This is a genomic window from Paenibacillus algorifonticola (genome assembly GCF_000971975.1).
Classification (GTDB): domain Bacteria; phylum Bacillota; class Bacilli; order Paenibacillales; family Paenibacillaceae; genus Pristimantibacillus; species Pristimantibacillus algorifonticola.
The window spans coordinates 18,626-37,291 of the sequence record NZ_LAQO01000014.1 but is presented as its reverse complement, the minus strand read 5'-3'; the positions used below and the strand labels follow the sequence as shown (position 1 = coordinate 37,291).

Here is an 18,666-nt window from a genome sequence, read left to right as displayed (position 1 = left end):
TTGGAAAACATTTGGAAGGAAGCGGTGCATTCAAGCGATAGACGGCTTGTGCGAAGCAGGCCGCTGCAATAAACACTTCAAAGCGCAAAGGAGGGTGTTTATCATGTATCGCCTTCTCGTGGTAGATGATGAAGCTTATGCTTTGAAAAGTATCATGGAGACGATAAATTGGGAATTTTTAGGAATAAATGAAGTGTATGGAGCGATGGATGTAGAGGAGGCGCGGCTCGTTTTTTGCGCCCAGCGGATTGATGTTGTCATCTGCGATATTGAGATGCCGGGTGAAAATGGACTGGAGCTGCTCGAATGGCTAAACCAGGAGCAATTTTCGGCCAGCGTCATTTTTGTTACGGGGCATGACCGCTTCGAATATGTTCAGGCGGCGCTGCGTGCAGGCTGCTTCGATTATATGCTCAAGCCTGTCAGACATGAGCTGCTGCTGGAGACGGTGGCTCGTTCGCTGCGCAAGCTGGAGCAGGATCGGGAGCATAATCTGCTGAAAAGGCGGATGGGCAAGTTTGAAAAGGTGCTGCGCCATCACAAACAGGAGCTTGTGGAGCGCTTCTGGAACGATGTGCTTTATCCTGCAGGGAAAACACCCAATAATGAAGCGCTGCTTAGCCAGCTGTCATTGATGGAGCCGGATGCAGCAGAAAGCGGCGAGTTTATGCTTGTGCTCGTGAGTATCTCCGGCTGGAAAGCGCGCTTTGGCATAAAGGATGAAGAAATTTTGGAGTACGCGGTAATGAACCGTGCAGAGGAAACCGTACTGGAGAATTGGCCAGGAGCGGTTCTCAAGAGCCGAAATGGCGAGCTGTTCATCGTCGTCTACCATGCGCAGGAGCAGGGGAGAAGTATTGCCGAGCTGCGCAGACGATGCATGGGGCTGGTCGAAGATTGCGGGGTCTATTTTTACAGCCATGTGAAATGTTATATTAGCTTGCCAGGAACACTCTGTACGCTCGGGAGCCGCAGTGCCTCCTTGCTTAAACTGGAGCGGCAGTGCGCGGGCGATATGAAGGACGTATGGGTTGAGGGCGAGCAAGCGCATCAGATGCCGGAGCAGCTGCTGGGGCGCAAGGATTGGCCGGCGGAAATTGCCTTGCTGCTGCAGAAGGGCCGCCATGCGGAGCTGTATCAGGCAGTCGATGAATGGTTTGCTTCCTATGACAAGGAATATCCACTCTCTAAGGAGGATCTGAAAGCGCTCTATTATCATTTGCTGTCTTCTCTCTATCAATCCTTTAATCAAAGCGGTATTTCAATTGGATACGTTATCGATGCGATCAGCGTTAAACGGGAGGGGAGTGCGCCGTGCACCAAGTCGCTTGCCCATTTGCGCTTGTGGACGAGGCAGGTCATTGAGATGGCGCTTGAGCATGCGGCGAATCAGAAGGAGAGCGAGCCGACTATCGTAGAGCAAATCGAGCAATACGTAAAGTCGCGAATGTCCGAGGAGGTCAGCAGGGAGGAAATTGCTTCGCTGCTGCATTTTAACCCTGCGTATTTATCCCGATTGTTCAAAAAGGAGACAGGCTCGTCGCTAACGGATTATATCGTAAGCCAGCGTATGGAATACGCGAAGAAGCTGCTCAGCGAATCGGATCTGAAGGTGAGCGATGTGGCGGAAATTACGGGCTATAGCAATTTTTCTTATTTTTCACGGCTGTTTAAAAAGCAGGAAGGGTATTCGCCGATTGAGTTTCGCAAACGCTACAAGGGTGAAGCGGGGAGCTGAGTGGGGGGGAACGGCCCATTATAGAAGTTACGAAAAAAATGCCCCGCTGCTGGAGAATCTCCAGTGTACGGGGCATTTGCTATGCGGCAGGCTGCTCGTTTAAGCACTTGCTGCTGCCGGGTCAGCTTGATCAGCGAGTACCTGCTGATTGACCTGGCTGAGGAAAAGCGCAGCGCGCTGAATGTATTCGCTCGGATGCTCGCGGAATAGCATTTCATGCTGTCCTTGCTGCACGATCCACGAGCGGGACAATGGATTCGTCTGTTTGTCTGCAATATGCTCCGCCGTCGTATATGGCGACTTCACATCCTGCGTGCCATGAATAATATAAATAGGAATATCGTAGCTCGTATTCATCATTTGCTCAGCTGGCACGGAATCGATGCCTACTCCTGTCCAGAGTGGGAGCAGTGCCCCGATCAATGCTTCAGATGGGAAACGTGGTAGGCTGACCACCTGACTGACATTGTTGAACAGCGAATCAGCGCTTGGCACGAACAGACTGTCAAGAATCATGCCGTTAATATCCTTGGATTGCAGAGCAGCTTGCATTGCCGTTCCTGCCCCCATGGAGAAGCCCCAGACGATCACTTCCTTGGAGCCTTGGTCTTTCACATATTGAACGGCTGCTAGCAATTGCTGGGATTCTTCCAAACCGCCAGTTGCTGCCGTTTTGTCAGTAGCAGAGGCGTAACCATAATCGAAAAGCATAACATTATAATGAAGGCCATTAAGCAGCTTCGTTAAATCATACATCGGTACCCATGTCTCTTCGCGGTTCGCGCCGTAGCCATGGCTGAACACGATCGTGCGAGTAGCTGGCTCACTGTTCGAATCATCGCTGTAGGCAGGCACGTACCAGCCGCTGACGTTGGTTTTGCCGCTGATGCTTGGAATGAGTACGTCCTTGTAATCAAGTCCTATTGCAGCCTTCGGATTGGAAGTAAGCGGAGCGACGTAGGGATAGGCGAGCATCCAGGCCACATAGGCGTGAAAGATAACGACAACGATCATACATAGAGCTAGTAGTGAGGCAATAAGAGCAACCAATGCGTGCAACCTCCTGGTTTTTGCGCTCGGGCGTGGCAGTTGGAGCTTATCCAGAGAAGGAAAGGGATGCAGTCCCTGGGGGAAGGCTCCCTCCATTGAAACAGATGTCATCATTGTTGTGCTCATACCCTTCTCCTCCTCTCGAACCATGTAAACGCTTCGTTTTCTAGTTCTTTAATCGTATGCCGAGGGAGAGTGCCTGTCAATTGATGTCGACGTATTGTTAAGGTGTTGTAATGCTTTTGTAATCAAGTGATCTTTTCTTTACGATTAAGCCTTTGATGAGTTATACTGTGTGAGAATGAGTTTCACTTAATGAAACGAGGGAGGTGTGGCACATCATGGCGGAGGAAGGGAAATCAACCGTACGCGCAGTCGAACGAGCGCTGGATATTTTGATATGTTTTACAGCGGGAAAGGATTTGGTTATGACGGAAATCGCCGAGCGGACAGGGCTTCATAAGAGCACAGTCCATCGGATGCTGGCCACCCTTGAAGATAAAGGTTTTATAGAGCGTGATCGGGTGACGGACCGCTACAGGCTTGGCATGCGGGTATGGGAGCTGTCAGCACATTTATCCCGGACGGATGATCCAGCGGTCATTTGGCAGCCGGAGATGGAGCGTCTGCGCGATAAGCTGGGCGAGACCGTCAGCATTTACGTGCGCGACGGCTCGGAACGGATTCGCATTCAGGCGGTGCAGAGCAACCAGCCCGTGCGCCGGGTGGCGCCAATTGGAGCGAGGCTGCCGCTTTACGCAGGGGCATCAAGCAAGGTGCTGATCGCTTACGCCGATCCGCTCGTGCGGGAAGAGATTTTCGGCGATCCATCGTGGCTGTTTACGATCGATCTGGATCAATATAAGATGCAGCTTGCGGACATTACGGAGCAAGGCTATGCGACGAGCTTTGAGGAGCGGGAGCCGGGTGCGGCCGCGTTTTCCGCTCCGATATTCGGACGGGAAGGCAAGCTTGTCGCCGCCTTATCCGTATCAGGTCCGGCAAGCCGTATGACGATGGATAAAATGCGCGATGCTGCTCCTATTTTGCTGGAAGCGTCCAAGCGGATGAGTACGATGATGAAATAGCGAGCAGCAAGGCGGCTAAATGCTCGGATTCTGGCCGCATGAATAGAAAAACAGCGCCCGCTTCACTTGAGGAAAAGTGAAGCGGGCGCTGTTTTTTTTAATGCCGTTTGGAAATAATGGGGGGAGGAGGTCTGAAGATGACGTATGTGGAAATTTTGATCCGGACGATTCTCGCAGTGGGACTGCTGCTGCTTATTCCCCGAATTCTCGGCAAGCAGACTCTTTCTAATATGACGTTTAACGATTTTGTAACCAGCATTACGCTGGGCTCCCTGGCGGCGAATTTGGCGTTTAATGCTAGCCTGAGACCCTCCTACATTGTTCTGTCCCTGATTGTGATTACAGCTATGTCTTTCCTGCTTTCTCTGATCGCTCTTAAAAGCCGAAAAATGCGCAGCTGGATCTCGGGCTCTCCCACCGTGCTGATAGAAAACGGCAAAATCATGGAAGCCAGCATGCGGAAGATTCGCTATACCCTGGATTCGCTGAACCAAGCGCTAAGGGAAAGGGGCGTTTTTAATATCGAAGAGGTGGAGTATGCCTTGCTCGAAGACAATGGAAGAATCTCTTTTCTGAAAAAGGATGCGTACCGGCTCGTCACGAAGCAGGATATGGGGCTGCCGCAGCAATCGCAGGCTTTTCCGGTGGAGCTGATTATGGACGGCGTGGTGGTGGAGGATAATCTGAAGCTGCACGGACTGACCCGAGAGTGGCTGGAGAAAGGGCTGAGGCAGAAGCATAGGGGGAAAAAGCTGACCGATGTTTTCTATGCAGTAAGAGGCACGCAGCAGCAGTTGGTCTTTGATTTCTATGAGGATGGTATTGAGCAGCCGCTGGATCAGGAGTAGCAAAGAGGTGCGGCGGCAGTCAGTGAGTGAAGCATGAGGTCGGATGGCTTTCCCTTTCCCATAAAACGAAAAGCAGCGATTCTCCCGTTAGTGGAGAATCGCTGCTTTTCTGAATTTTTGCAATTGCCAGAATGAAGAGAGGCTATCTCTTCATTCTGCGAATCACGGTAAAACTAATGCTTACTACATGTTAGCAATCATTTGACGAAGCACGGTTTGCAAAATACCGCCATTACGGTAGTAGTCTACATCAACCATGGAGTCCAAACGAACGATAGCTTGGAAGTCGAATGCTGTGCCATCTTCACGGGTTGCTGTTACCATTACGGTCTCGCCCGCTGTCACATTATTGGACAGTCCAGTAATATCAAACGTTTCGCGGCCTGTAATACCAAGTGTTTTCCAGCCGTGGCCTTCTTGGAATTGCAGTGGCAGTACGCCCATGCCTACCAGATTGGAACGGTGAATACGCTCGAAGCTTTCAGCAATAACGGCTTTTACGCCGAGCAGGAACGTACCTTTTGCCGCCCAGTCACGGGAGCTTCCTGTGCCGTATTCTTTACCAGCGATAACGACAAGGTTTTTACCGGATTTTTGATACTTCATGGAAGCATCGTAGATCGACATTACTTCGTCAGTAGGCAGGTAAGTCGTTACGCCGCCCTCAGTGCCCGGAGCCACTTGGTTACGGATACGGATGTTGGCGAATGTACCGCGCATCATGACTTCGTGGTTACCACGACGCGAGCCGTACGAGTTGAAATCTTCTCTTTTTACGCCATTTTCGATCAAATATTCGCCGCCTGGGCTATCTGCTTTGATGTTGCCGGCAGGGGAGATATGGTCAGTTGTAACTGAGTCGCCCATAAGCGCAAGCACATTTGCAGAATGGATGTCGGCAATATCGTTAAGCTCTGTACCAAGGTTTTCAAAGAACGGCGGATTTTGAATGTAAGTGGATTTTGGATCCCACTCGTAGCTTTCGCCTTCTGGCACGTCGATTGCATTCCAACGATCATTTTGCGTAAATACATTTTCATATTTATCACGGAACATTTGCGGATTAAGCGCAGCCGCAGTTGCTTCCTGAATTTCTTTCGAAGTTGGCCAAATGTCTTTCAGGTATACCGGGTTGTTGTCTTTGTCATAGCCAATTGCATCTTTGGAAAGGTCAATGTTGACCGTTCCTGCAAGCGCGTATGCAACAACAAGCGGAGGAGAAGCCAAATAGTTCGCTTTCACCTGAGCATGAACACGGCCTTCAAAGTTACGGTTACCGGACAATACAGCCGCTACCGTCATGTCGTTGTCTACAATCGCTTGACCTACTTCATCAGGAAGCGGACCGGAGTTGCCGATACAAGTTGCGCAGCCATAACCAGCAACGTGGAAACCGAGTGCTTCCAGCGATTCCAGCAGGTTCGCTTTCTTCAAATAATCCGTAACGACGAGCGAGCCCGGCGTCAGGGAGCTTTTTACGTAAGCAGGCTTGGTCAGTCCGAGAGCTACCGCTTTCTTCGCAACAAGGCCTGCGCCCAGCATAACGCTTGGGTTGGAGGTGTTCGTGCAGCTTGTGATAGCAGCAATAACGACGGCGCCAGTGCCCATTTTGCTTGCTTGGCCGTTCGGGTGCTTCACGTCAACAAGCTGTTCGATTTTCTCATCCGTCATGCCGTATCCGCCTTTATCGATCGGCGTGCGAATGATGTTGTTGAACTCTTCTTTCATTGCTGTCAGCTCAACGCGGTCTTGAGGACGCTTCGGTCCAGCAAGGGAAGGAACAACGGTCGACATATCAAGCTCAATCACATCGGAGAAGACAGGATCTGGCGTCTCATCTGTGCGGAACATGTCTTGTGCTTTGTAGTAAGCTTCAACCAGAGCGATTTGATCTTCTGTACGGCCAGTTGCGCGCATGAAGTTAAGCGTCTCGCTGTCAACTGGAAAGAAGCCAACGGTTGCGCCGTACTCAGGAGCCATATTGGCAACTGTTGCACGGTCAGCAAGGCTGATGTTGGACAGGCCGGGACCGAAATACTCGACGAATTTGCCGACAACGCCTTTTTTACGAAGAATTTGAGTAACCGTCAGGGCAAGGTCAGTCGCCGTAGCGCCTTCTGCCAAGCTGCCAGTCAATTTGAAGCCGATAACTTCAGGTGTTACAAAATAAAGCGGTTGGCCCAGCATGCCTGCTTCAGCCTCGATACCGCCAACGCCCCAGCCGACTACGCCAAGACCGTTGATCATTGTTGTATGGGAATCCGTACCAACGAGGGAATCCGGGAAAACAACCGTTTCGCCATCGATGACTTTTGTAGCAGCTACAGATGCAAGGTACTCCAGGTTAACTTGGTGAACGATACCTGTTCCCGGCGGTACAGCGCGGAAGTTATCGAATGCTGTTTGTGCCCAGCGCAGGAAGCGGTAACGCTCTTCATTGCGCTCAAATTCTACTTTCGTGTTGTATTCAAGCGCGTCTGCGCTGCCGAATGCATCAACCATGATCGAGTGGTCGATTACGAGGTCAACCGGTACGAGCGGATTGATTTTTTTAGGGTCGCCGCCTGCACGTTTAACCGTATCACGCATAGCTGCAAGATCGACTACGACAGGAACGCCAGTGAAATCCTGCAAAACGATACGAGCAGGAATAAACGGAATTTCTTTGTCCTCGCGTCCATCTGCCCATGTTGTCAGTTGCTTAACATGTTCAGGCGTAATCGCGCGGCCGTCGAATTGACGTACAGCAGCCTCCAGCAGTACTTTGATGGAGAATGGAAGCTTGGAAATTTTTCCAAGGCCTTGCTCTTCCAAGCCGGACAAACGGTAATACGCAAAGGATTTGCCGTTTACGTCAAGCGAGGTGCGAACGGAGTAATGATTTTGTTGAGACATGGTTCAAGTTCCTCCTTAGATGGCTTTACTTTTTAAAAAAGAAAAGGAAACATTTTTCTAGGATGTGTTTCGCTCTGTGAAACACGATTTCAAATTTGCTATGCTTCTAGTATATCGCTAAATAGGGGCTCTCGTAAAGTCCAATTGTACCCGCTTTCTCGAATATTGGCGCCCATTTTAGGCATTTAGGCTGATGGACGAATGTAACATCCATCGGCATGGCTTGTTTTATCCTAATAATGGATTATTATGCGAGCTTTTGGGCAGAGCTTCATGTTTGGAGGAATGTGTACATATAAATATAATGATTAGGCGCTCCGCACCCTTGCCTGGCGTCCGCCGCAGCACGTGCGGGTTAAAAGCTTGCTTTTTAGGAGGGAAAGCCGATGTCCTTGCGATCAGACAAACAAACGGCAAGCCGCCGTGCAGGCAGGCAGGAGCGGCAGCCGCTGCTGAACCTGTCCGCCTTTCAGCCGCAGCCCGCTCTGCGGCACGTCCAGCAGCATGTACAAGAGGGAACGAAGAAAGGCGGAGCAAAGCAGCAGAAGCCGGAGCCAGCAGCGACTGAGCGTTCGCGATTGGGTGCTTCTTCGATGACCTCGCTAATGCGTTCAGGCGATTCGCCTCCGCTGTCCGGTGAAGAAGCGCGGGGCTGGAAGCCCGTCGTTCATCAGTATGTAAGCCTGTACAATCAGGCGGAAACCGAGCAGCATGCAGCAGCGGTAGACGGCTTCGTCGCGGACAAGGAGCATTGCGGCAGGCTCCACGGACGCTTGAACCGGCTGCGCGAGCGGGATTTGCTGCGCGGCGTCCTTCCCTCGCGCAGTGAGACGAAGGCTGAGCTAGTCAGGGTGCAGGAGACTGGGGCCGAAGCGTCCGTGCTCATTCGGCTGCATATTAAGCGGCAGATTGAGCATAGAGGATTGCGGTATATAGAAGAGCGGAAAGAAGTAGAGCGGCTATGGCTGGCTGCTGCGGACGAACGCTGGCACATCGTTCGCATTGAGCCCATTATTGCGGAACGGCGGCCGCGCTTCGAGCTTTCTTTTCAGGAGCAAGAGGAAGAGCAGCAGCAAGAAGAGGAGCGATTCCGGCTTCGCTCCGTGCCCTACTTAAATTATGACCTGTTTGCAGCATTTCAACCCCAAAGCACCCGCGCGCTGTATCGGCGCGATTTAGCGGCCGCTTACGCCGACCGTTGGTGGAATGAACCAAACCCTGCTTATGAGGAGTTCGAGGTCAACTGCACAAATTACATCTCCCAGTCGGTCTTTGCAGGCAATGCTCCGATGAATTATACTGGTACAAGGGGCAGCGGCTGGTGGTATAAAGGCCGTAATGGAGGCAGGGAATGGTGGAGCTACAGCTGGTCGGTGTCGAATGCGCTGACGAACTATTTATCCACTCCCCGGCAGTCAGGACTTCGGGCCAGAGTCGTTGACTCGGCTGAAGAGCTCCAGCTTGGCGATGTCATCACTTATGACTGGAACGGCGACAACCGTTTTCAGCACAGCACGATTGTAACGGCTTTCGATGCAGCGGGTATGCCGCTTGTCAATGCGAATACTGTGCCCAGCCGCCATCGCTACTGGGACTATCGCGATTCTTACGCCTGGACGGGACAGACCAGGTACCGTTTTTTTCATATTGAGGATCAACTCTAATTTATTATTTATTATTTTACCGGAGGATATGCGATGGGGACGAAAGTAAACGTAGCACTTGTATATGGAGGAAAATCAGGCGAGCATGAGGTTTCGCTGCAGACAGCGTTCGCAGTAATGGGAGAATTTGATTACGATAAATACGCAATTACCCCCTTCTATATTACTAAGCAGGGCGAGTGGAGAGTTGGCGGCAAGCTCGGAAGCAAGCCGCAAAACGTGGAGGAGCTGCGTCTTGCAGCTGGTGCTTCCGGAGCGGGCTTCCCGCTTGCTCCGCTGTTTGCCGGTTTAGCTCCATCAGGTGCCGCAGCAGCTGGAACGATGGCGATTGATGTCATATTTCCGCTGCTGCATGGCACATTCGGCGAGGATGGCACGATTCAAGGCCTGTTCGAAATGGCAAACCTTCCGTATGTTGGCGCAGGCGTGCTGGCATCGGCAGTAGGCATGGACAAAGTGACGATGAAAAAAGTATTTGCCCAGGAAGGGCTGCCGCAATGCGTCTTCCGCTATTTCAATCGCACGCAGTGGGAGAAGGACGCTGCCTTTTTTGTAATGGAATGTGAAGTGGCTCTCGGCTACCCATGCTTCGTTAAACCAGCTAATCTTGGCTCCAGTGTTGGCATTTCCAAGGCGCGTAACCGCGAGGAGCTGATGGCGGCAGTCGACTATGCTTTCAAATATGATCGTAAGGTTATCGTTGAGGAGTTCGTCGATGCAAGAGAAATTGAAGTCGCTGTGCTTGGCAATGATGAGCCTAAAGCTTCTGTGCCGGGCGAGGTTATTGCTTCTAATGAATTTTACGACTATAAGGCAAAATATGTGGATGGCAAATCGGTCATGCAAATTCCAGCCGAGCTTTCGGAGGAAATCGCAGAGACGGTTAGGGATATGGCGATTCGTGCCTTTTTGTCCATTGATGGATCAGGCCTTTCCCGCGTAGATTTTTTCATGCGCAAATCGGACGGCCAGTTGTTTATTAACGAGGTTAATACGCTGCCGGGCTTTACGCCTTTCAGCATGTACCCGCTCATGTGGAAAGAAACAGGCATGCCTTACCGCGATCTGTTGGATAAGCTGATTGAGCTAGCCTTAAGACGACATGGCGAGAAGCAAAAAATCAATTTTGGAGCAAGCGAAGCGTAATAACAGCACGGAGAAATCGCTCTAGAGAAAGGAGGGAGATCATGGGATTTTCAACCGAGTTCAATTCTGTATGCAAATTCAAGTCAGAGCAGGAGCTTCATGAATTGCTTGAGTACGGCAAGGGCAAGATGGTAAAGAGCGGATTTCGCGTATATCCTACCGGCCAGAAGGTCATTGCGTATACGACGAACAATGAGGCCATTGCCATAGTCCGCATCCTCGCTTCAATCGCTGAAATTAATTTTCAAGGCGAAGAAGTGACTGAAGTGGAGATGGAGCTTGTGAGAAAGCTGACAGAGGAAGAGGCTAAAGTGCAGACTGCACTGGCTTACGAAATGTTTTTTGGCGAGCGTGAATAGCGGGTGCTAGTAAGGTTCGGGTTCGTAGCCATGAGCATGCTGCTGGAAAATGCTTCGCCATCCCGCACGATGACGTTCGCAAACTTCACTAAGCTCGCGGACCGCGAAGCAGCTCTGCGCAAGCTGGAGCGGACTGCGGAAGACAATTTGCGCAGCACGCTGCGGATTTTGAAGCATGCCAAGGCGAGCGATATTCAGATGTACCGCTTCTCCTCGAAGCTAATTCCGCTGGCAACCCATCAGGCTGTAGCAGATTGGGATGCTTACCCGGTGCTGCGTAAAGCTTTTCGTGATATAGGTGATTTTGTGCAAAAAAATCGGATGAGGGTTTCGTTTCACCCTGACCATTTTTGCGTATTCAGCACGCCTCGATCCGAGGTGCTGGAAAGCTCCAAACGGGACATGGAATATCATGTCCGCATGCTGGAGGAGATGGGGCTGCCGGAGTCAGTCAAGTGCAACATACATATTGGCGGTGCTTATGGCGACAAGCTGGTCGCAGGAGCACGCTTTATCCGGCAGTTTCAGGCGCTCCCGAAGCGCTATCGGCATCGCGTCACACTGGAGAACGACGATAAGACGTTTAACGCCGTCGAGACGCTTGAGGCGGCTCAGGCTGTGCAAGTGCCGATGGTGCTTGATGTGCATCACCATCAGGTAAATGATGGCGGCGTCTCCTTGGACAAGCTGTGTCGCAGCTTGTGGCCGCAAATCGCTGAAACGTGGCGGCTTGAAGAGCAGCGGCTGAATAGCGAAGCGTTAGGTGGTACGGGCGATGCGGAAGAAATTAGCCTGCCGCCAAAAATCCATTTTTCCAGTCCGAAGGAAGGAACGAATCCACGCAGTCATGCTGACTATTTGAATGTTGACGATTTGCTGCTGTTTTTGCGGAAGGTGGCGGCGGTAACACCACAGCTTGACTGCATGCTCGAAGCGAAGTTCAAGGATAAAGCGCTGCTGGCGCTTATGAATGACTTCCGCATGTTGGCGGCTAGGGGCGAAGGCGTTCGGATTGTGGATGGAGGCAGTATTGAGGTAACCGAGCTATAGGCTTTACAAAAGCATGCAGCACCGTCAGCTATCGTTGACGGTGCTCTTCTACTAGGAATGAAAAGTGATGGTGTAGGGGAACATGTAACGCATCATGATTGAACAGAAGGCGGTGACACCCTTGTTTGAATGGATTGCACTCGTATTATTAGGGATGGCAGCAGCGATGTTCGGGAGTATTGTCGGTCTGGGCGGCGGAATTATTATTGTGCCAGCACTTATGTATTTGGGGCCTTCGCTCATTGGCGCTCCAATCGACCATGGCACAGCGGTAGGCACCTCGCTGACGATGCTCATTGTAACGGCGCTTGCCTCAACGCTATCCTACGCGAAGCGCAAAATCGTCGATTACCGCAGCGCCTGGCTGCTGTTCACGACAAGCGGTCCGGCTGCAATGCTTGGAGCGGCTATGACAGGGCTTTTGAAAGGCGCCGCATTTAATTTGTCCTTTGGCATTTTTATGCTGCTTATATCTGCTTTACTGATTGTGCGAAATTATTTGAAACCGGTTGCGCGGGAGTGGCCGGTGCAGCGGACGATGGTGGATGCGGCTGGTGAGCAGCATACGTATGGCTATGCGATCTGGCCGATGCTAGTTATTGGGTTTGGTGTAGGCGTCATTTCCGGATTGTTTGGTATTGGCGGCGGCTCATTGTTCGTTCCGCTAATGGTGCTGTTGTTCCGTTTTCCACCGCATGCGGCAACTGCTACGTCGATGTTTGTTATTTTTTTATCGTCGATATTGGGCAGTGCCACGCATGTATGGCTGGGGGAGATCAACTGGTGGATTTTGCTGGCGCTTATTCCGGGCGCATGGATTGGCGGGAAGCTTGGGGCTTATGTCGCCAACAAGATGAGCGGCAATGGGCTGCTATGGCTGCTGCGGGTTACGCTGCTCATTCTGGCCTGCCAATTGGTCTATGAAGGCATTAGGCAGTTGTAGCCTTTTTTTGAAATCTAGCAAAAAGACAGGAACGCATATTGATTTATAAGCGTAATAATAGATAATGTTAATAGTTAAACTTATTAAAGAGAGTTGGGTGATGCACCGTGAGTGATCAGCGTGAACCTTCAGTTGTAAGCGGCAAAAGCTTCACTGCGGTTGCGATCAATTGCGCGGCCAAAGCGGGCGAATGGATCAAGACGAAACTAGGAAATTATAATAGACTGGATACGAAATATTCTTCGCATGATTTAGTAACCGAAGTGGATAAGGGCTCGGAGCAGCTCATTAAAAAGCTTGTTCTGACGCATTTTCCCCATCATTCGTTTTTGGGCGAGGAAGGGGTCGAGCCTGGACCAGAGGCTTCAGCTCAGGCACTCGCCGATAAGAGCGAGGCGGAATATTTATGGATTGTCGATCCGATTGATGGAACAACGAACTTCGTTCATGGTTTTCCTTTTTTCGTCGTATCGATTGCGCTTGCTTATAAAGGAGAGGTCATCGTTGGGGTCGTATATGATCCGATGAAGGACGAGTTGTTCCTTGCCGAGAAGGGCAAAGGCGCCTATGTATCTGGCAAGCGGATGCAGGTGTCAAAGGAAGAAACGCTCAGCAGCAGCCTGATCGCGACGGGCTTCCCGGCAGATCATCTGTATGCGCTGCCGCTGAATTTGAAAGGCATTCAGGCGCTTGCGCCGCAGGTGCGCAATCTTCGCTCGTCAGGCTCGGCTGCGCTTCATATGGCTTATGTAGCAGCAGGCCGCCTTACAGGCTTCTGGGAAATCGGGCTGAACAGCTGGGATTTGGCAGCCGGCTCGCTGCTTGTACAGGAGTCAGGCGGAATCGTTACAGATACGCAGGGCAAAAGCTATCACCTCGGCGTCCGAAATGTAGCGGCTTCGAATGGGCTGATGCATGAGCCGTTTTTGAAGGCATTGGCGGTTGCTGAGGCGACTGAGTAGCAGGGAGCAGAGTAGGCATTACCTGTAAAAATAAGTGTGCAGCGAGCTATAGCACAGCAGCAAAGAAGCAGCCTTCTAGGGGCTGCTTCTTTGCTGCTGTGCTAATGGCACTCTAATGCTGTAACCATGTTTTATGTGGAGATATGTGATCGCAGGCAATACTACATAGTGTATGCTACCGTATTACCCTTGTTTCTTAAGCGCAATAATTTCAGCTTCAGACAAACCTGAGGCCTCAGCAATGATCGATATATCAACGCCGAGTGCTAAAAGTTTCAGGGCTACTTCGAGCGCTTTTTTTTGCTCTCCTTGAAGGACTCCCCGGGCCTCTCCCCGGGCCTCTCCTTCGGCAAGGGCTCCCTCAATCATAGATGCTTCATCATGAAGGAATTTCTGCCTGTCTTCATATAACCTGCGAGCCTCAGCATCCTGACTAAGAAATTCTAATGTAGTCATGGCCTTCTTTAATACAGGTTCGTTCATTGTAAGCACCTCCCAATTGAATTTATGCGTACCCTTTAGAAAAAGCAGCCAATTGACTAGTCCGCCATGTTCAACAGGCACTGCACGATCATCCAGTTTCGGCTGTTCTAAGAAATGCAGTTCGATATCATCAATAAGTGGGATGCCGCTACGCTCCTCCCGCAGATGAAATACACTATGATATTGGTCATTGGGCAGAAACGAGTAATTCAATATATTAATGGTTACGCATTTTTTCAGCAGCTTGTAGGACTGTCCTTCCTGCAATTGTCCACTATACAGCTTACTCCAATAAAACATGGTCCGCTTCTCTGTATCATATTTATTAAACAGTTGCATTTCCACATTAATCAGTTCGCCTTCTGCTGTCCTCGCGCGTATATCTAAGATGGATTGCTTATCCCGTGGAGTGTCCTTGTCCGTATAAGGATTAAGCAGAATTATCTCGGTAAGTGGCGGCTTCCCGGCCTCTGCAAATGTTCGGTTCAGGAAAGCCAGCAAGACATCGCGGTTTTCTTCACTGCCGAAAATGCGTTTAAACAAAAAATCATTTCGAGGATCAAGAAGCTCAGCCATTAACATTCAACTCCATTTATGACAAGTATATCACGTTGTTGGATGCTAAAACATACCGCGAAGAATGAGAGAAATGGTTATAATGAAAAGCCCGGCTCGTCTATCGAGCTAAGTGTAACTTCCCCAGCATACTCTCATTATTTCCGCTTTATGCACTGCCGCTGAATTTGAAAGGCATTCAGGCGCATTCTGATTCATGGAAGTTCATGAGCGGGATGCTTATTTTTGCGATGTATTAGAAACAGAGGAAGCCAAATATATATTTAGAGTTTATCGTGCGGATAGAAGGCGTATTTCAGAAATCAAGTTTGAATTGGATTTATTGAAGGAGCTTCATGTGAAGGGTGTTAACGTTTCAATCCCGATTGCCAAAAAGGATGGGACTTTTATTAATGAGTTTTTGGTCTCTGAGGGTATGAAATATGGAGTTATGTTTAGCTTTGCTGAAGGCGATGAAAAGCCCATTCAAACAATAGAAGATAGTTATTTATTCGGACAAGCAGCTGCACGAATCCATCATGCTGCAGATTCTTTTAGCAGTAAGCATGAAAGAGAAATCCTTAACTTGGAGTACTTGATTGTGAAACCGCTTCACAATGCTTCCTTTACGGAAGATGGGAAACTGACGCATTATGATTTTGACATTTGCGGTTATGGCTGGAGAGCTTATGATATTGCAGAGTTTAGATTGGCGAGGGAAATTCATAGCAGGCATAATAAAGATGAAGTCGAACAACTATGGGAAGCTTTTCTAAATGGATATAGGGACATTAGGCATTTTAGTGAAAATGATCTTAAAGCTGTTCCAATATTCGTTGTACTTAGACAGTTTTGGCTCTTTGGTTTATGTTTTAGCGAAGCAGAGCTTATAGGAGAAGCTGATTTTGATAATGGTTTTATTGATAGTAAGATGGACTATTTCAGGAATGTAGACTGCGTGTAATTCAATTCCCGAGCTCCAACTGGAGTTATTGCACAGATGCTTATATTGTCGCAGCCGATCTAATCGAGAAGGTTAGCGGTCTGTAATGGGATTCATATACTCAACTGCAAATGATTTAGGTACCTGATTGTACCTCCCCTTATTCGCTCTTTTTTATATTTCTGGCGTAAAGGGCTGATTGTAATGTCCAGCCTATGCTGATACTACGCGACAGATTGCCTGCCATTGCGCTCTTCCTCCGATGGAATATGATCCTCTCACGTCTAGAGCTCGAACCATTCCAGCATGCCGTCATATCGGTGAGCTTCCGTCTCCAGCTCCATCTGTTTCAACCAGTCTGCAGCAAGCTCGCCACCGATATGAAACAGACTCAAAGCCATTCTCATATCGCTCAATTCTGAATTTATCCGGTACATGAATGGCCCCAGCCAGACATTCCACAAGCTCAGGAAGAATCGAAGGATTTGTGGTCTTCATGCCATATTCCCAGCCCATAATGGTGCCTCCTATTGATTCAAAAATAGAAAATAAAGCTGCCCTCTTTTCAGGGAGGACAGCCTCGTTGTGTCAGCCATTCATCCAAAAGAGGACTGGCAGGTGCGTTATGCTATTTCCGCAGCTGAATTTGCTGAATGCGGTGCCGGGCATCCTTTTGTAAAATCAGCATAGCACGCCGTTTCGTCGGCAAAATATTATCGTACAAATTGACGGCATTAATTTCCTTCCAGATCGTTGCTGCCGTCTCGACAGCTTCTTCATCAGTCAAGCTTGCGTACCGATGAAAGTAGGAGTCCTTGTTCTTAAAAGCAGTATGCCGCAGCATCAAAAATCGTTCGACATACCAACGCTCAATGAACGTTTCCGGCGCATCGACAAAAATCGAGAAGTCGAAAAAATCGCTTACAAAAGAGTGCGCTTCTTTGCTAACCTGCAAAACGTTAATACCTTCGACAATCAGCACATCCGGCTGTTCGACAAGCTGATATTGCTCGGGAATAATGTCATAGGTCAGATGAGAATAGATCGGCGCCACCACACGGGGATTGCCCGATTTAATTTGCCCCATAAAGTCCATCAACGTCTTCACGGCATAGCTTTCAGGAAAACCTTTGCGCTTCATCAGCCCGCGTTCCTCCAGTACCCGTTTGGGGTAGAGGAAGCCGTCTGTCGTAACGAGGTCGACCTTGCGGCCATTCCCATGCCTGGAAAGCAGCCGCTGCAGCAGCCGCGCTGTCGTGCTTTTGCCTACAGCTACGCTGCCGGCTATGCCCAGTACAAACGGTACTTTAGGTGCCTCCATATGCAGAAAAGCAGCTGAAGCCTGCCTTAGCCGCTCAGCGGCTTCGATATGCAGGTTCAGCAGATGGGTTAGCGGCAAATAAATCGCCTCAACCTCCTCAAGCGATACTTGGTCATTGAGGCCTTTCAGCTCACCCAGTTCATCCTCCGTGAGCGGCAGAGGGGTATGATCACGGAGTGCCGACCAAGCGGCGCGGTCAAATTCCATATATGGGTTCATCAACATGTCCCTTTCTATTACAGAAGGCATCGGGCTGACCTCTCCTAAAGCTTGCTGAAAGCGTGCTCCGCCGCTTCAATGGTCGCATGAATATCTTCATCGGTATGGGCAATGGTCAGAAACCACGCTTCATATTTGGATGGGGCCAAATTAATGCCTTGATCAAGCATCAGCTTAAAGAAGCGACCGAACAGCTCGCCGTCCGTATTCTGCGCTTCATCGTAATTCGTAACGGGATGATTGCAAAAATGTGCCGAAAACGATCCGCGAATTTGATTAATCGTGAGCGCAAAGCCATTTTTGTCCGCTGCCGCCTTCAGTCCGCCTGCAAGCTGCCCGGCAAGCCGATCCATCCGCTCATAAATGCCAGGCGACTTCAATACCTCCAGACAAGCGATACCTGCGGAAATGGAGGCGGGGTTGCCCGCCATCGTGCCGGCCTGATAAGCAGGGCCGAGCGGTGCGACCTGCTCCATAATGCTGCGGCGTCCACCGTAAGCGCCAATCGGCAGCCCGCCGCCGATGATTTTGCCAAGCGCCGTAAGGTCCGGCTCAATAGCAGCTTGATCAGGGAAGGCGGCGAACGTTTGCGACGAGCCGTAATGGAAGCGGAATGCGCTAATGACTTCATCATAAATAACAAGCGCTCCAGCCTCACGCGTCAAAGCGCACAGCTGCTCCAAATAACCTTCATGCGGCATCACCATGCCGAAATTGCCGACAATGGGCTCTACCATAACGGCTGCCGTCTCGTGGCCGAAGCGTTCGAGCGCCTGCTTCAAGGCTGGAATGTCGTTGAAAGGCACGGTAATAACTTCTTGGGCAATGCTAATCGGTACGCCAGCGCTGTCCGGTATGCCAAGCGTGGAAGGACCTGAGCCTGCCGCGACGAGCACGAGATCAGAATGTCCGTGATAGCAGCCGGCGAATTTAATAATTTTGCTGCGTTTTGTGTATGCCCGCGCGACCCGAATCGTCGTCATGACCGCCTCGGTGCCGGAGTTGACGAAGCGCACTTTATCCATAGAGGGAATCGCGTCCTTCAGCATGCGTGCCAATTGAACCTCAAGTTCGGTCGGCGTACCGTACAAAACACCATTTTGCGCGGCACGAACAATCGCTTCGGTAATATGCGGATGGGCATGTCCCGTAATAATGGGGCCGTACGCCGCTAAATAATCGATATAGCGATTGTCGTCGACATCCCAGAAGTAAGCACCCTCGGCACGTTTCATAAATACGGGTGCACCGCCGCCTACACCTTTGAACGAACGGGAAGGGCTGTTGACGCCGCCTACAATATGCTCAAGCGCTTCGGCATATAGCGCCTCGGAACGTGGTCTTTGAATCGTCATAACAATAATTCCCCCTTGAAAAATAGTACAGCATCCCGCCTGGAAGG

Annotated in this window: 16 protein-coding genes; 10 read left to right on the top strand and 6 right to left on the bottom strand. The window is 50.3% G+C overall.

What is annotated here, in order from left to right; genetic code table 11:
* The first annotated feature begins 103 nt into the window (after positions 1 to 103).
* Complete coding sequence (locus WH37_RS18705; protein WP_046232152.1) at positions 104 to 1,738, top strand: response regulator transcription factor; 1,635 nt, start codon at positions 104 to 106, stop codon at positions 1,736 to 1,738.
* Between the two features lie 99 nt (positions 1,739 to 1,837).
* Here the strand turns inward: WH37_RS18705 and WH37_RS18700 are convergent, their stop codons facing one another.
* Positions 1,838 to 2,788: an alpha/beta hydrolase gene (locus tag WH37_RS18700; RefSeq protein ID WP_231594278.1), complete on the bottom strand. Its 951-nt coding sequence runs from the start codon at positions 2,786 to 2,788 to the stop codon at positions 1,838 to 1,840.
* A 341-nt stretch (positions 2,789 to 3,129) separates the two neighbouring features.
* On the opposite strand from WH37_RS18700, the gene WH37_RS18695 reads away from it, so the two are divergent.
* Both WH37_RS18695 and WH37_RS18690 read left to right on the top strand, forming a co-directional pair.
* Positions 3,130 to 3,876, top strand: a complete 747-nt coding sequence (locus WH37_RS18695; protein ID WP_046232151.1) for an IclR family transcriptional regulator — start codon at positions 3,130 to 3,132, stop codon at positions 3,874 to 3,876.
* 137 nt (positions 3,877 to 4,013) lie between these two features.
* On the top strand, positions 4,014 to 4,724 hold the full coding sequence (locus WH37_RS18690; protein ID WP_046232150.1) for a DUF421 domain-containing protein: 711 nt from the start codon (positions 4,014 to 4,016) through the stop codon (positions 4,722 to 4,724).
* Between the two features lie 183 nt (positions 4,725 to 4,907).
* Here WH37_RS18690 and acnA read toward each other — a convergent pair whose 3' ends face one another.
* A complete protein-coding gene (acnA, locus tag WH37_RS18685) occupies positions 4,908 to 7,619 on the bottom strand; it encodes an aconitate hydratase AcnA (RefSeq protein ID WP_046232149.1) in 2,712 nt (903 codons plus the stop codon).
* Between the two features lie 386 nt (positions 7,620 to 8,005).
* Between acnA and WH37_RS18680 the strand changes: the two genes are divergently transcribed.
* The 6 genes from WH37_RS18680 to WH37_RS18655 all read left to right on the top strand — a co-directional run bounded on the left by WH37_RS18680 (position 8,006) and on the right by WH37_RS18655 (position 13,743).
* Positions 8,006 to 9,283 (top strand): amidase domain-containing protein, encoded by a 1,278-nt coding sequence (locus WH37_RS18680; RefSeq protein WP_082110891.1) that lies wholly within the window; start codon positions 8,006 to 8,008, stop codon positions 9,281 to 9,283.
* Positions 9,284 to 9,316: 33 nt separating this feature from the next.
* Positions 9,317 to 10,429, top strand: coding sequence for a D-alanine--D-alanine ligase (locus WH37_RS18675; protein WP_046232148.1), 1,113 nt, complete (start codon positions 9,317 to 9,319; stop codon positions 10,427 to 10,429).
* A 41-nt stretch (positions 10,430 to 10,470) separates the two neighbouring features.
* Positions 10,471 to 10,788 carry a hypothetical protein gene (locus WH37_RS18670; RefSeq protein WP_046232147.1) on the top strand — a complete coding sequence of 106 codons (318 nt, stop codon included), beginning with the start codon at positions 10,471 to 10,473 and terminating at the stop codon, positions 10,786 to 10,788.
* 3 nt (positions 10,789 to 10,791) lie between these two features.
* Entirely contained in the window at positions 10,792 to 11,838 is a 1,047-nt protein-coding gene (uvsE, locus tag WH37_RS18665; RefSeq protein ID WP_046232146.1) for a UV DNA damage repair endonuclease UvsE, read from the top strand.
* Between the two features lie 94 nt (positions 11,839 to 11,932).
* Positions 11,933 to 12,781, top strand: coding sequence for a sulfite exporter TauE/SafE family protein (locus WH37_RS18660; protein WP_046232145.1), 849 nt, complete (start codon positions 11,933 to 11,935; stop codon positions 12,779 to 12,781).
* Between the two features lie 107 nt (positions 12,782 to 12,888).
* Positions 12,889 to 13,743 carry an inositol monophosphatase family protein gene (locus WH37_RS18655; RefSeq protein WP_046232144.1) on the top strand — a complete coding sequence of 285 codons (855 nt, stop codon included), beginning with the start codon at positions 12,889 to 12,891 and terminating at the stop codon, positions 13,741 to 13,743.
* A 183-nt stretch (positions 13,744 to 13,926) separates the two neighbouring features.
* On the opposite strand, the gene WH37_RS18650 is transcribed toward WH37_RS18655, so the two are convergent.
* Positions 13,927 to 14,802, bottom strand: coding sequence for an Rpn family recombination-promoting nuclease/putative transposase (locus tag WH37_RS18650; RefSeq protein ID WP_046232143.1), 876 nt, complete (start codon positions 14,800 to 14,802; stop codon positions 13,927 to 13,929).
* A gap of 196 nt (positions 14,803 to 14,998) precedes the next feature.
* Between WH37_RS18650 and WH37_RS18645 the strand changes: the two genes are divergently transcribed.
* Positions 14,999 to 15,745: a phosphotransferase enzyme family protein gene (locus tag WH37_RS18645; RefSeq protein ID WP_046232142.1), complete on the top strand. Its 747-nt coding sequence runs from the start codon at positions 14,999 to 15,001 to the stop codon at positions 15,743 to 15,745.
* A gap of 263 nt (positions 15,746 to 16,008) precedes the next feature.
* Here WH37_RS18645 and WH37_RS37105 read toward each other — a convergent pair whose 3' ends face one another.
* From WH37_RS37105 to WH37_RS18630, 3 genes are all read right to left on the bottom strand, one after another.
* A complete protein-coding gene (locus tag WH37_RS37105) occupies positions 16,009 to 16,140 on the bottom strand; it encodes a hypothetical protein (protein WP_269431331.1) in 132 nt (43 codons plus the stop codon).
* A 212-nt stretch (positions 16,141 to 16,352) separates the two neighbouring features.
* The gene (gene coaA, locus WH37_RS18635; RefSeq protein WP_143088565.1) at positions 16,353 to 17,264 is read right to left on the bottom strand and encodes a type I pantothenate kinase; all 912 of its coding nucleotides are present in this window, start codon (positions 17,262 to 17,264) and stop codon (positions 16,353 to 16,355) included.
* Between the two features lie 44 nt (positions 17,265 to 17,308).
* Positions 17,309 to 18,619 (bottom strand): glutamate-1-semialdehyde 2,1-aminomutase, encoded by a 1,311-nt coding sequence (locus WH37_RS18630; protein ID WP_046232139.1) that lies wholly within the window; start codon positions 18,617 to 18,619, stop codon positions 17,309 to 17,311.
* Positions 18,620 to 18,666 lie beyond the last annotated feature (47 nt).

Bases quoted from the DNA above. Each gene is read 5' to 3' on its own strand.
- WH37_RS18705 (WP_046232152.1), top strand. From the start codon at position 104: ATGTATCGCCTTCTCGTGGTAGATGATGAAGCTTATGCTTTGAAAAGT.
- WH37_RS18695 (WP_046232151.1), top strand. From the start codon at position 3,130: ATGGCGGAGGAAGGGAAATCAACCGTACGCGCAGTCGAACGAGCGCTG.
- WH37_RS18690 (WP_046232150.1), top strand. From the start codon at position 4,014: ATGACGTATGTGGAAATTTTGATCCGGACGATTCTCGCAGTGGGACTG.
- acnA (WP_046232149.1), bottom strand. From the start codon at position 7,619: ATGTCTCAACAAAATCATTACTCCGTTCGCACCTCGCTTGACGTAAAC.
- WH37_RS18680 (WP_082110891.1), top strand. From the start codon at position 8,006: ATGTCCTTGCGATCAGACAAACAAACGGCAAGCCGCCGTGCAGGCAGG.
- WH37_RS18675 (WP_046232148.1), top strand. From the start codon at position 9,317: ATGGGGACGAAAGTAAACGTAGCACTTGTATATGGAGGAAAATCAGGC.
- WH37_RS18670 (WP_046232147.1), top strand. From the start codon at position 10,471: ATGGGATTTTCAACCGAGTTCAATTCTGTATGCAAATTCAAGTCAGAG.
- WH37_RS18660 (WP_046232145.1), top strand. From the start codon at position 11,933: ATGATTGAACAGAAGGCGGTGACACCCTTGTTTGAATGGATTGCACTC.
- WH37_RS18650 (WP_046232143.1), bottom strand. From the start codon at position 14,802: ATGGCTGAGCTTCTTGATCCTCGAAATGATTTTTTGTTTAAACGCATT.
- WH37_RS18645 (WP_046232142.1), top strand. From the start codon at position 14,999: ATGGAAGTTCATGAGCGGGATGCTTATTTTTGCGATGTATTAGAAACA.
- coaA (WP_143088565.1), bottom strand. From the start codon at position 17,264: ATGAACCCATATATGGAATTTGACCGCGCCGCTTGGTCGGCACTCCGT.
- WH37_RS18630 (WP_046232139.1), bottom strand. From the start codon at position 18,619: ATGACGATTCAAAGACCACGTTCCGAGGCGCTATATGCCGAAGCGCTT.